We start from the raw sequence: 12,390 nt of genomic DNA on the forward strand, positions 1-12,390 counted from the left end.
CAGGCTGAAGCCTTGGGCATTGCCGATTTGAATGGTGGCGCGTTCTTCAACGCTGAGTTCGGAATAGGACATAGGGGCAGCACCGTACCGGAAAGGTCAGGTGTTGCACTCAGTTTTTGCCGCCGCCTTCTATAAATTTTTCCAAACGACGGCGATTCAGACCGTAGGCGTGAAGTTCTTCTTCTTCGACTGGAGTGTCTTCATCCACTCCGAGAACAGTTTTGAATACATCAACCGTGCTGATTAGTACGAATGTTCGGCACTTAATTGTGGAAAGGTGAGCAATTAGCTCGTCAATTTTTTGCTGATCGCCTTCCGGGTCTCGATTGGCGATCCATTTCTGTGCCGGGGCCCCTGCGCAGACGACCGTCTGGAATGTTTGGCCATCAATCTTGTCAATGTTGGTTGAACGAAAGAGCGCGTCGAACGGCGCTTGCTTCAGAAGAGTAGAACCAACAAATCCGGAGAAACCGATAAGTGCATTGCTCATATTTTACTCCTGCATATCCCTGGTTGGCTTAACAGATAAGTCTTCCGTGTCTAGCGTTTCAAGGACATCATAAATATTGTCGATTTTTCCGCCTAGAATTGAATAGCATCCTGGCAAGTTTTGATGTTTTTCAAAAAAAATTGGACGTCCATCGTCGCCTTCATTTTTTACGAGCACCGTTTTTACTTCGAATAGAGAATCGGTATATGTGGCGCTGTGCAACGACGGAATATACCTGGCCACATCTCTAACCATACGATCAACACGTGTGGCGCGATCGTACTGCTTGAGTTTCTCGTAAGGATCAAGGCCTTCTACGTCGTTCCAATTCAAATGCGGTGTATAGCGAACATGAGATAGGGTATGCAGGCCCCTAGCCGGAAACGGCATTAACGAAAAAAAAGGTCCATCCATCACGGTTATCCCCAGGCCATTCAGAGCTGATGGCATTTGCATAAGCGCCATTTCAGTTATCTCTTGTTTCAGCTCAGCTTTTACTCCGGAAAATTCTCCCTTGAACTGGTTTAGACCACTGTAGGTACAATTGAAAACAAAACTGCAGGAAATGGAATCCCTTACTCCAAATTTGGATTCTGTGATGATTTCAAGGGGCGCTTCTGCGCCTCTTGATATCTCTACTACGCGGGACTCATAGCGAATTTCAACACCACTTTCCCTCAATTCCCTTTCAGCCCAACGGGAAAGTTTTGTCGTATCGAAGGCATACTCTTCCACCAAGAACACGTCTTCAATTAGGCGCGGTTCAAAAAGCGCTCGTAAGGCAGGGTCCGCTGGGAGAATGCTTGCACCAATATCACGGCAAAATCGTTGAAACTGTTTCGCTGTTACTTTTGAGTTTCTCCGTGCGATTGCATATAACTTAACAAAGTCTTGCTTAACTACTTGTGGCCAGTCACGAACGAACCTAGGCAAATTTATACGGCTTCGGTACGCGGTTGTAAAACTACGTGGATAATGATATCCGTTATGAACTCGCGCTTGGTTATTATAAGAGGCACGCATCATTAGCGCTGGTTCACGCTCGATAAGTACAATGTGTTTCAGTCCGCGTTGCTTAGCAAGATAGATAGCAATCGCTGCGCCGTAAAATCCACCGCCGATGATGATTGCTTCTTGTTGTGGACTGGACTTTCTCATCATGACGCCTGATCTGTAGGTGAGATTGGAGGCATTATTTTAGTTGGAGCCACCTCTTCAATATTGAGTTTTTCACGGCGTGTCATGCGGGCACTCGTAAACTCTTGGCCAACATGATAGAGCGGGCCTTCATTTGATAGACTGGCCATATTGAGAATGTATTCGCCCAACACAAGCAGTACAAGTGAAATCAAGAAAAACATACCAGATTGTTGGAGTGAAAAACTGATCCAGCCAGGGGCAACGTCGGCTTTCAAAAGGCCGATTGCAACAACGTAAACGCTATAGATCAAATTGGCTACTGCCCCGAAGAGAGAAAGAGATGTGACCAGTCGCATAGGTGCGCGGGTGGTTGAAACGAGTAGCCGCATGCCACGATCAATGCTCTCTCCTAAGCGTTTTTGCTGCGAGGCCTTAGGTTTAGAGCTGTAGTTCAAGTATGAGCGAGCAAAACCCCCGGTCGCGGGAAGGTGGCGATATGTCATGGATGGTTGAGGGTGCTGAAGAATAAAGTTAATGACCCTTTTGCTGAGAATGCGATACTGAGGTGCTTCTTTAGCAAGATGGACGCCGTTGAACCAACTATATAAACCGTTGAAAAGAGCGAAGGCTGCGCGATAGGCGAGGCTGCGAGCTGGTTTTTGTTCATTATTTGCAAAAACCACGTCAGAGCCACGCACTGCTTGATCCAATAACTCTGGCAGAAAGTTGATGTCGTCTATTAGAGGATCGATGACGGCCACAAAGTCGCCTAGCGCATTCTCTAGCCCCACCCAAGAGGCGGTATCAGTATCTACTTCCTTAGTCAGAGCATAAACCTGTAGATTAGCAAAGCCACTCTCGCCTGTCAGACGTTTCATTACTGAAATACTATTGTCTTCTGAAGCATTATCAACAATGATTAACTCATAATCGCTGACCAGGTTCGAGATAACAGTGGTGGCATCGGACAGTATACTTTCAATTGTGTCCGACTGATTTCGAACGATGAAAACTACAGACAAAAATGGCACTTTAATTATCCTGATCGTTGAGTTGTCATGTTAAGTTAGTCGATGATAGTTTGGCAGCAAGTATTTCTAGTCGGGGTTCATGTCAACGTCTACCTTCCTTGGCCAAGCAGGCCAATATGAGGCTTAAGTTTCCAAGCCATGTTTGCCTATACACACCTGCTTTCCTAAGGCTCCACACTACGTTCCATGATTTTTGGTTGCATGCATGTTTAAAGTTATCCAGTATTAATTGGTTTTCTAGGGTAAGCAAGTGACGGACACTATCCAGCGCTTCGATGTTTTTCCTGCTCCAAGCTTTGAAATCACCTCGAAGCGTGCCGCGTAGGCGCTGAAATCTTGCTAGCCAGCCAGAATTGCTACCTATCAGATTGCTACTGTGCTGCCGATACAGTAGGTGCGGAGATTCGTCATAATGTATCACTCCGCCAGCACCTGTAATTAATTGATATGCCCACCAGTCGTGAGTTGGAATATCTAATTTGTCTCCGGCTTCTTGGAGTAACAGCTTTGCAGTATGATTAAACACCATGGTGTTTCCACCACCAATATTTTGCACTAGGGCATTGGCAAAGCTAGGTGGGCGACTAAATTTTGGTGAAAATCCAATCAAGTTGTTTGACTCATCAATCAGCTGTGTTCTGCTGCAATAAAGGGCCGGCAGTTGCTTGGGAATCGTGCTCAACCAATTTGAGGCTACTTGAAGCTTATCTTCATTCCAGATGTCGTCTTGATCTGCCCAGGCATAGAAATCTGCTTCTATATCAACGCGGCAGCAAAGAGATAAAAAATTCCTGACAAAGTTTTGTTGGGGCCCAGGAACGATTTTAAGCCTGTCTTTATCAAGCTTTTGTTGATGGCACTTGAGGATATTTAGCGTATTGTCTCGAGAGCCATCATCAGAAACAATCAAGTTCCATGAAGTGTGTGTTTGATAATTGAAAGACTCTAATTGCTCAGCCAAAAAATGTTCACCATTATAGGTGCACATTAATATGGTTATTTGAGGTAAGCCACTTTCTGGTTCCCGAGGGGGGGCCAAAGGCTTTTTATTTGATTTAAGTATAAAATTATCAAATGTACTATTTGCCACAGAAGATACTCTCTGAGCGCCATCCCAATGGATGGCTGTACTCAAAATAGGTGCACTAGGCTCGCCCGGCCCAGTGTTTAGCATCTATGCGATGCCGCAACTTTATGAAAATACCACAAAAAACCAGTGTGTTCATTGAAAAAAGTGTGCTTTTCGAAGCGCTATGTCTTGGGGGGAGGATCGCTCTCTGACTGGTATCAGAATAGTGGCTGAATGATAGTAAATTTTCCAGGTAAGTATGCCGGGAAGTTGGTCGGGATACTCAGTCCGACAACTGCTTCGTGAATTGCATTTGGATCGTAATCTTAATGTGCTGCTACCTCAGGCAAATGAACAGTGCTACTGGTTTGCTGCGGCTCAACACCCGCTCCTTTTAAGTAAAAGATATGTTGTAGTAAAAAGCTCTACGGGGTGATCTGCTGCGTGGTGGCCCGGCCCAGTGCTAAACACAGGTGTTCACTGGTCATAGTGCCATTGAGCTGTTTAAAAACTTATGCACCTCTCCATGAGGTTTATGCTCTTAAGAAATATACATAAAAATCAATGTAATACGTATGGCTGGCTCTCTCACCCATAGAACAGCCCACAGTTTATCCACAGAGTTTAAACAGCCACTTTTTCCACTTCAGCCATGCTCGGCGGCAGGGAGCCCATGTCGCGTTGGGTTTGTTCGTTCCAAGCGGCGGCGCGGTCGTTGAGTTCGGCGATGGCGCGGGGGCCGGTGCCGTTGGCGTGCATGGGTTCGCCGATGACGACGGTGATGACGCCGGCTTTTTTCGCCCAACCGGTTTTTGGCCAGAATTTGCCGGCGTTGTGGGCAATGGGCAGGACGGGCAGGTCGGCGTTGACGGCCAGGGCGGTGCCGCCTCGGGAGAATTTGCCGACCTGGCCGAAGGGGACGCGGGTGCCTTCGGGGAAGATCAGGACCCAGACGCCGTCCTTGAGCAGTTCATCGCCTTTTTTGGCGACGTGCTTGAGGGCGGCCTTGGGGTTGTCGCGGTCGATGGCGATCGGGCGCAGCATGGCCATGGCCCAGCCGAAGAAGGGCACGAACAGCAGTTCGCGCTTGAGGACTTGGCTCAAGGGCTGGAAATAGGCGGAGAGAAAGAACGTCTCCCAGGTGCTTTGGTGGTTCGACAGGATGACGCAGGGTTGTGCAGGGACGTTCTCGGCGCCTTTGACTTCAAAGCGGATGTCGAGAAAGACCTTGCTCAGCCACAGCGCACAACGGCACCAATAGACGTTGATGAAGCGATAGCGGGCCTTGAAAGGCAGAAAAGGCGCGATGAAAAAGCTCAGGCTGCACCAGAGCAAGGAGCTGGTGCCCAGCAGCAGGTAAAAGAAGAAGGTCCTGATTGCCTGCAAGATCGACATAGCGACATTTACCGTTGCGGGCATTGCCCGCCTGTTCAAGCGCACTCCCGAACATTCCCTGGTCAGGACGTCAGAAGAACCCTAGTTGTGGATAAGTTCAGCGGCAATCGCCGCCAGATCGTCAAAAATCAAGGTGCCCACCGGTAGGGTTTTGCCCAGAGTCTTTTCGCCTTTACCGGTTTTTACCAAAACTGGCTGACAGTCGACGGCTTTGGCTGCCTCCAGGTCACTGATGCTGTCGCCCACGAACCAGACACGGGCCAATTCCACCTGGTAATGAGCCGCGATGGTTTTCAGCAGGCCGGGTTTGGGTTTGCGGCAATCGCAGCCTTCATCGGGGCCATGGGGGCAGTAGACGATCAGGCCCAGCTCACCCCCCTGCTCCGCCACCAGGGCGCGCAGGCGCTGGTGCATGGCGTCCAGCGTGGCGATGTCGTAGTAGCCGCGAGCAATGCCGGACTGGTTGGTGGCGACGGCCACCGTCCATCCGGCCTTGCTCAACTGCGCGATGGCTTCGACCGAGCCGGGCAGTGGAGTCCACTCCTCGACCGACTTGATGTAAGCGTCGCTGTCATAGTTGATGACCCCGTCCCGATCGAGCATCAGCAGTTTCAACGGCGACTCCTTAGCCCAGCAGCGAAATGTCGGCAACGCCCAGGAACAGGCCGCGCAGACGTGCCAACAGCGCGTAGCGGTTGGCCCGCACGTTGGCATCTTCGGCGTTGACCATTACCGCTTCGAAGAAAGCGTCAACGGGTTCACGCAGGGCTGCCAGGCGTGCGAGGGACTCGCGGTACTGACGCGCCGCCGCCATCGGTTGCACAGCCTGGTCGGCTTGCTGGATGGCCGAGTACAGGGAGAACTCGTTGGCGTTGTCGAAGTATTTGGCTTCAACGGTGGTTGGGATATTGCCTTCAACCTTGCTCAGCAAGTTCGATACCCGCTTGTTCACCGCCGCCAGCGCTGCCGCTTCCGGCAGTTGGCGGAAGGCCTGCACCGCTTGCACACGCTGGTCGAAGTCCAGGGCCGAGCCGGGTTTCAGGGCGCGCACCGAGAGGTAGGTGGCAACGTCCACGCCTTCGTCTTCATAGCGAGCGCGCAAGCGGTCGAAGATGAATTCCAGCACCAGATCGGCCAGGCCCGCGGCCTTGACCTTGGCGCCGAACGCATTGACCGCGAAGGCCACGGCGTCGGTCAGGTCGAGGTCGAGTTTCTTGTCGATCAGGATGCGCAGCACGCCGAGGGCGGCACGGCGCAGGGCGTAGGGGTCTTTGCTGCCGGTGGGCAGCATGCCGATGCCGAAGATCCCTACCAGGGTGTCGAGCTTGTCGGCAATCGCCACGGCCGCGCCGGTGAGGGTGCTCGGCAGTTCGGCGCCGGCGCCACGGGGCATGTACTGCTCGTTCAGGGCCAGGGCGACGTCTTGCGGCTCACCATCGTTGAGGGCGTAGTAGTAGCCGGCCACGCCTTGCATTTCCGGGAACTCGCCGACCATTTCGGTGGCCAGGTCGCACTTGGACAGTAGGCCGGCACGGGCCGCGCGGGTGGCGTCGCCGCCGATGCGGGTGGCGATGTGCGCCGCCAGCTTGGAAACACGCTCGGCCTTGTCGTAGACGCTGCCCAGTTTTTCCTGGAACACCACGTTTTGCAGGCGCAGGTTGAAGGCTTCGAGTTTTTGCTTCTTGTCTTGCTTGAAGAAGAACTCGGCGTCGGTGAGGCGTGGGCGAACCACTTTCTCGTTACCGTCGATGATCTGCTGTGGGTCTTTGCTTTCGATGTTGGCTACGGTGATAAAGCGCGGCAGCAACTTGCCATCAGCGTCCAGCAGGCAGAAGTACTTCTGGTTGTCCTGCATGGTGGTAATCAGGGCTTCCTGGGGCACGTCGAGGAAGCGTTCCTCGAACGAGCACACCAGCGGCACGGGCCATTCCACCAGGGCGGTCACTTCGTCGAGCAGCGCTGGTGGCACGATCGCGGTGCCTTCCTGGCGGGTGGCCAGTTCTGCGGTGCGCTGGCTGATGATGGCGCGGCGCTCGTTGGCGTCGGCCAGTACATAGGCGGCGCGCAAGTCGTTCAGGTAGTTGGCTGGCGAGGTGATGCGCACGCTGTCCGGGTGGTGGAAGCGGTGCCCACGGGAATCGCGGCCGGCCTTTTGCGCCAGGATGGTGCAGTCGATGACCTGGTCACCGAGCAGCATCACCAGCCATTGGGTTGGGCGTACGAATTCTTCTTTGCGCGCGCCCCAGCGCATACGCTTGGGAATCGGCAGGTCGTTGAGGGAGTCTTCGACGATGGTCGGCAGCAGGCTGGCGGTTGGCTTGCCCTTGATGACCTGGCTGAAGCGCAGTTTCGCGCCGCTCTGGTCGATTTCGCTCAGCTCCACGCCACATTTCTTGGCAAAGCCAAGGGCGGCTTGGGTCGGGTTGCCTTCGGCATCGAACGCGGCCTGGCGGGGCGGGCCGTCGAGGTTGATGCTGCGGTCCGGCTGCTGGGTGGCGAGCGCGGTAATCAGCACGGCCAAGCGGCGCGGCGCGGCGTAGACCTGCTTGGCTTCATAGCCCAGGCCCGCGGCCTGCAGGCCTTTGTCGATACCGGCGAGGAACGCTTCGGCCAGGGTATTCAGGGCTTTGGGTGGCAGTTCTTCGGTGCCCAGTTCAACCAGAAAATCTTGAGCACTCATTGTGCAGCCTCCAGCTTAGCCAACACTTCATCACGCAGGTCCGGGGTTGCCATCGGGAAGCCCAGCTTGGCGCGGGCCAGCAGGTAGGCTTGGGCGACGGAACGCGCCAGGGTGCGCACTCGCAGGATGTATTGCTGGCGCGCGGTCACCGAGATCGCCCGGCGCGCGTCCAGCAGGTTGAAGGTGTGGGACGCCTTCAACACCATTTCATAGCTGGGCAACGGCAGCGGCTGGTCGAGTTCGATCAGGCGCTTGGCTTCGCTTTCATAGAAGTCGAACAGCTCGAACAGTTTCTCGACGTTGGCGTGCTCGAAGTTGTAGGTCGATTGCTCCACTTCGTTCTGGTGGAACACGTCGCCGTAGGTCACCTTGCCGAACGGGCCATCGGCCCAGACCAGGTCGTAGACCGAGTCCACGCCTTGCAGGTACATGGCCAGGCGTTCGAGGCCGTAGGTGATTTCGCCGGTCACCGGGTAGCACTCGATGCCGCCCGCTTGCTGGAAGTAGGTGAACTGGGTGACTTCCATGCCGTTGAGCCAGACTTCCCAGCCCAGGCCCCAGGCGCCCAGGGTCGGCGATTCCCAGTTGTCTTCGACGAAGCGGATGTCGTGCACCAGCGGGTCCAGGCCCACGTGCTTGAGCGAGCCCAGGTACAGCTCCTGGAAGTTGTCCGGGTTCGGCTTCAGGACAACCTGGAACTGATAGTAGTGCTGCAGACGGTTCGGGTTTTCGCCGTAGCGGCCGTCAGTCGGGCGACGACTGGGCTGCACATAAGCGGCGTTCCAGGTTTCCGGGCCGATGGCGCGCAGGAACGTGGCGGTATGAAAAGTGCCGGCGCCTACTTCCATATCGTAGGGCTGAAGTACCACACAACCTTGCTCGGCCCAGTATTGCTGGAGCGCGAGGATCAAGTCTTGGAAGGTACGCACGGCTGGCGTAGGCTGGCTCACAAATTCACCTGTTTCTTGGGCTGCGATTTAAAGAGCGGGAGTATACCCGATTCATTTGCGCGCACGCCCCCTGGAGCCTTATGCCACGCTGCTTTTGGTGCTCACAAGATCCGCTTTACATGGCTTATCACGATCAGGAGTGGGGCGTGCCGCTACGCGATGCGCAGCGTCTGTTCGAGTTGTTATTGCTCGAAGGGTTCCAGGCCGGGTTGTCCTGGATCACGGTTTTGCGCAAACGCGAACATTATCGCCAGGTCCTGTTCGGCTTTGATGTGCAGCGCGTGGCGCAGATGAGCGACGCCGAAATCGAGCAATTGATGCTCGACCCCGGGATCATCCGCAATCGCCTGAAGCTCAACGCCGCCCGGCGCAACGCCCAGGCGTGGCTGGCCCAGGACGACCCGGTGGCGCTGCTGTGGTCGTTCGTCGGTGGGCAGCCGAAAATCAACCACTTCAAGGACCGCAGCGAAGTCCCCGCGGTTACCCCCGAAGCCGAAGCCATGAGCCGGGGCCTGAAAAAGGCCGGCTTCACCTTCGTTGGCCCGACCATCTGTTATGCGCTGATGCAGGCCTCGGGCATGGTCATGGACCACACCGTTGACTGTGATCGCTACGCGCCCTTGGCCGCACGCAGTTAGAATGCGCGGTTCGCACACAGCACATGAGATCAGGAGTGACCTGTGGATAAGTTGAAAGGCGCCTTGCTGGTAGGCGCTCTGCGGTTGTTTGCCCTGCTGCCGTGGCGGGCCGTGCAAGCGGTGGGCGCGGCCATTGGCTGGGTGATGTGGAAAACCCCGAACCGTTCGCGCGACGTGGTGCGCATTAACCTGAGCAAGTGCTTCCCCGACATGGACCCCGCCGAGCGCGAGCAATTGGTCGGGCGCAGCCTGAGGGACATCGGCAAGTCGCTGACCGAAAGCGCCTGCGCGTGGATCTGGCCGGCGCAGCGCTCCATCGATCTGGTGCGCGAAGTCGAAGGCCTGGAGGTGCTCAAGGAGGCCCTGGCCTCGGGCAAAGGCGTGGTCGGCATCACCAGCCACCTGGGCAACTGGGAAGTGCTCAACCACTTCTATTGCAGCCAATGCAAACCGATTATTTTCTACCGCCCGCCCAAGCTCAAAGCTGTGGACGAGCTGCTGCGCAAGCAACGCGTGCAACTGGGCAACCGCGTCGCGGCATCGACCAAAGAAGGCATCCTCAGTGTCATAAAGGAAGTGCGCAAAGGTGGTGCAGTGGGCATCCCGGCTGACCCGGAACCGGCCGAATCCGCCGGTATCTTCGTGCCGTTTTTCGCCACCCAGGCCCTGACCAGCAAGTTCGTGCCCAACATGCTCGCCGGCGGCAAAGCCGTGGGCGTGTTCCTGCATGCCCTGCGCCTGCCGGACGGTTCGGGCTACAAAGTGATCCTCGAAGCTGCGCCAGAGGCCATGTACAGCACCGATACCCAAACGTCTTGCGCGGCCATGAGCCAGGTCGTGGAGAAGTATGTGGCGGCTTACCCAAGCCAATACATGTGGAGCATGAAGCGCTTCAAGAAGCGCCCACCGGGCGAGGCTCGCTGGTACTGAGTGCATTGGCACGATCTGTGGATAACCTTCTTGCAGGGTTATCCACAACGCAAAGGTTCAATAAGGGCGCAACAGATGTCCGATCTACGCAAATCCTTTCGCATCAAGATCCAGCATGAAAGCTTCGGCGAATGCCTGGGCCAGACCCGCCACCTTTCCGCCAGCGGGGTGTACGTCAAACACCCGGCCCTGGCGGGGCTGAGCAAGGGCGCGGTGGTCTACGGCCAGGTGCAAGGCCTGCCCGTGGTGGCGCCGCGGGTGCGCATGGAAGTGGTGCAAGTCGATGCCGAAGGGATCGCGTTGCGCTACCTGTAGCCGCCGCGGTCATTGCGCCTGGCGGTCGAGCTTCTTCAAAAACACGCTCATTTCCTTTTCTGCCTGCTTGTCGCCATGGCTGCGGGCCGCTTCCAGCCCCTGCTCCCAGGCGTGCCGTGCGCCGGCGCGGTCGGCCAGGCCCAGGTGCGCCTTGCCCAACAGCTTCCAGGCTGCCGAATACTTAGGGTCAAAAGCTACGCAACGGGTGAAGTGCTCGGCTGCGCGGGCGTTGTCGCCCAGGTCCAGGTAGCCCTTGCCCAGGCCGAAGCGCAGCAGGGCGTTATCCACACCCTTGGCGAGCATTTTTTCCAGGGAATCGAGCATGGATGGATTCCTTCTTGAGGTAGGCCAAAGGGGTTAGAAGAAGCTCAACCCCACGTGGAACAGTTTTTCCACATCGCGGATGTGCTTTTTATCCACAAGAAACAGGATCACGTGGTCGCCCGCTTCGATCACCGTGTCGTCGTGGGCGATGATGACTTCCTCGTCGCGGATGATCGCGCCGATGGTGGTGCCCGGCGGCAGGCCGATGTTCTCGATGGCCTTGCCGACTACCTTGCTCGACTTGGAGTCGCCGTGGGCAATCGCCTCGATGGCCTCCGCGGCGCCGCGGCGCAGCGAGTGCACGCTGACGATATCGCCGCGGCGCACGTGGGTGAGCAAGGTGCCGATGGTGGCCAATTGCGGGCTGATGGCGATATCGATATCGCCGCCCTGGATCAGGTCGACATAGGCCGGGTTGTTGATGATGGTCATCACCTTGCGCGCGCCCAGGCGTTTGGCCAGCAGCGAAGACATGATGTTGGCTTCGTCATCGTTGGTTAGCGCCAGGAAAATATCGGCTTCGGCGATGTTTTCTTCCAACAGCAGGTCGCGGTCCGAAGCGCTGCCTTGCAGTACCACGGTGCTGTCCAGGGTATCGGAGAGGTAGCGGCAGCGCGCCGGGTTCATCTCGATGATCTTCACTTGGTAGCGGCTTTCGATGGCTTCGGCCAAGCGTTCGCCGATCTGCCCACCGCCGGCGATCACGATGCGCTTGTAGCTTTCATCGAGGCGGCGCATTTCGCTCATCACCGCGCGAATGTGCGCTTTGGCGGCGATGAAAAATACTTCGTCGTCCGCTTCGATCACCGTATCGCCCTGGGGCAGGATCGGCCGGTCGCGTCGGAAAATAGCTGCGACTCGCGTCTCCACATTCGGCATGTGCTCGCGTAACTGGCGCAGTTGCTGGCCCACCAGCGGCCCGCCGTAGTAGGCCTTGACCGCTACCAGTTGGGCCTTGCCCTCGGCGAAGTTGATGACTTGCAGGGCGCCGGGGTGCTCGATCAGGCGCTTGATGTAGTTGGTGACCACTTGCTCGGGGCTGATGAGCACGTCCACCGGGATCGCGTCGTTGTCGAACAGGTCGGCGCGGGTCAGGTAGGACGCTTCGCGCACGCGGGCAATTTTGGTCGGGGTGTGGAACAGCGTGTGGGCGACCTGGCAGGCGACCATGTTGGTTTCATCGCTGTTGGTCACGGCCACCAGCATGTCGGCGTCGTCGGCGCCGGCCTGGCGCAGCACGGTCGGCAGCGAGCCGCGGCCCTGCACCGTGCGGATGTCCAGGCGATCACCGAGGTCGCGCAGGCGTTCGCCGTCGGTATCGACCACCGTGATGTCATTGGCTTCGCTGGCCAAGTGTTCTGCCAGCGAACCGCCCACCTGCCCTGCGCCGAGGATGATGATTTTCATCCGCTCACTCCCTTAAAACCG

Annotated in this window: 13 protein-coding genes; 3 read left to right on the forward strand and 10 right to left on the reverse strand. The window is 56.3% G+C overall.

Features of this window, described 5'->3' with window-relative positions; translation table 11 throughout:
• Positions 1-109 precede the first annotated feature (109 nt).
• The 8 genes from AC19YR_RS12320 to glyQ form a co-directional block, all read right to left on the reverse strand.
• Positions 110-490 carry a hypothetical protein gene (locus AC19YR_RS12320; protein WP_500598634.1) on the reverse strand — a complete coding sequence of 127 codons (381 nt, stop codon included), beginning with the start codon at positions 488-490 and terminating at the stop codon, positions 110-112.
• Positions 491-493: 3 nt separating this feature from the next.
• Positions 494-1,648 carry an FAD-dependent oxidoreductase gene (locus AC19YR_RS12325; protein ID WP_500598636.1) on the reverse strand — a complete coding sequence of 385 codons (1,155 nt, stop codon included), beginning with the start codon at positions 1,646-1,648 and terminating at the stop codon, positions 494-496.
• The gene (locus tag AC19YR_RS12330; RefSeq protein ID WP_500598637.1) at positions 1,648-2,661 is read right to left on the reverse strand and encodes a glycosyltransferase; all 1,014 of its coding nucleotides are present in this window, start codon (positions 2,659-2,661) and stop codon (positions 1,648-1,650) included. The genes AC19YR_RS12325 and AC19YR_RS12330 overlap by 1 nt, the downstream gene beginning before the upstream one ends.
• Positions 2,662-2,743: 82 nt before the next feature.
• A complete protein-coding gene (locus AC19YR_RS12335; protein WP_500598638.1) occupies positions 2,744-3,796 on the reverse strand; it encodes a glycosyltransferase family 2 protein in 1,053 nt (350 codons plus the stop codon).
• A 558-nt stretch (positions 3,797-4,354) separates the two neighbouring features.
• Positions 4,355-5,125: a lysophospholipid acyltransferase family protein gene (locus tag AC19YR_RS12340; protein ID WP_500598640.1), complete on the reverse strand. Its 771-nt coding sequence runs from the start codon at positions 5,123-5,125 to the stop codon at positions 4,355-4,357.
• An 81-nt stretch (positions 5,126-5,206) separates the two neighbouring features.
• The gene (gene gmhB / locus AC19YR_RS12345; protein ID WP_500598714.1) at positions 5,207-5,728 is read right to left on the reverse strand and encodes a D-glycero-beta-D-manno-heptose 1,7-bisphosphate 7-phosphatase; all 522 of its coding nucleotides are present in this window, start codon (positions 5,726-5,728) and stop codon (positions 5,207-5,209) included.
• Between the two features lie 22 nt (positions 5,729-5,750).
• Positions 5,751-7,805 (reverse strand): glycine--tRNA ligase subunit beta, encoded by a 2,055-nt coding sequence (glyS, locus tag AC19YR_RS12350; RefSeq protein WP_095110191.1) that lies wholly within the window; start codon positions 7,803-7,805, stop codon positions 5,751-5,753.
• Positions 7,802-8,755 carry a glycine--tRNA ligase subunit alpha gene (gene glyQ / locus AC19YR_RS12355; RefSeq protein WP_003213601.1) on the reverse strand — a complete coding sequence of 318 codons (954 nt, stop codon included), beginning with the start codon at positions 8,753-8,755 and terminating at the stop codon, positions 7,802-7,804. Before glyQ ends, glyS begins: the two co-directional genes overlap by 4 nt.
• Positions 8,756-8,835: 80 nt before the next feature.
• On the opposite strand from glyQ, the gene AC19YR_RS12360 reads away from it, so the two are divergent.
• From AC19YR_RS12360 to AC19YR_RS12370, 3 genes are all read left to right on the forward strand, one after another.
• The gene (locus AC19YR_RS12360; RefSeq protein WP_500598641.1) at positions 8,836-9,393 is read left to right on the forward strand and encodes a DNA-3-methyladenine glycosylase I; all 558 of its coding nucleotides are present in this window, start codon (positions 8,836-8,838) and stop codon (positions 9,391-9,393) included.
• A 42-nt stretch (positions 9,394-9,435) separates the two neighbouring features.
• The gene (locus AC19YR_RS12365) at positions 9,436-10,323 is read left to right on the forward strand and encodes a lysophospholipid acyltransferase (protein WP_500598643.1); all 888 of its coding nucleotides are present in this window, start codon (positions 9,436-9,438) and stop codon (positions 10,321-10,323) included.
• Positions 10,324-10,398: 75 nt separating this feature from the next.
• Positions 10,399-10,638 carry a pilus assembly protein PilZ gene (locus tag AC19YR_RS12370; RefSeq protein ID WP_095110197.1) on the forward strand — a complete coding sequence of 80 codons (240 nt, stop codon included), beginning with the start codon at positions 10,399-10,401 and terminating at the stop codon, positions 10,636-10,638.
• 9 nt (positions 10,639-10,647) lie between these two features.
• Here AC19YR_RS12370 and AC19YR_RS12375 read toward each other — a convergent pair whose 3' ends face one another.
• Both AC19YR_RS12375 and trkA read right to left on the reverse strand, forming a co-directional pair.
• Positions 10,648-10,962, reverse strand: coding sequence for a tetratricopeptide repeat protein (locus AC19YR_RS12375; protein ID WP_095110199.1), 315 nt, complete (start codon positions 10,960-10,962; stop codon positions 10,648-10,650).
• A gap of 33 nt (positions 10,963-10,995) precedes the next feature.
• Positions 10,996-12,369, reverse strand: coding sequence for a Trk system potassium transporter TrkA (trkA, locus tag AC19YR_RS12380; RefSeq protein ID WP_095110201.1), 1,374 nt, complete (start codon positions 12,367-12,369; stop codon positions 10,996-10,998).
• Positions 12,370-12,390: the final 21 nt, after the last annotated feature.

Source organism: Pseudomonas sp. MF08817 (assembly GCF_059862705.1).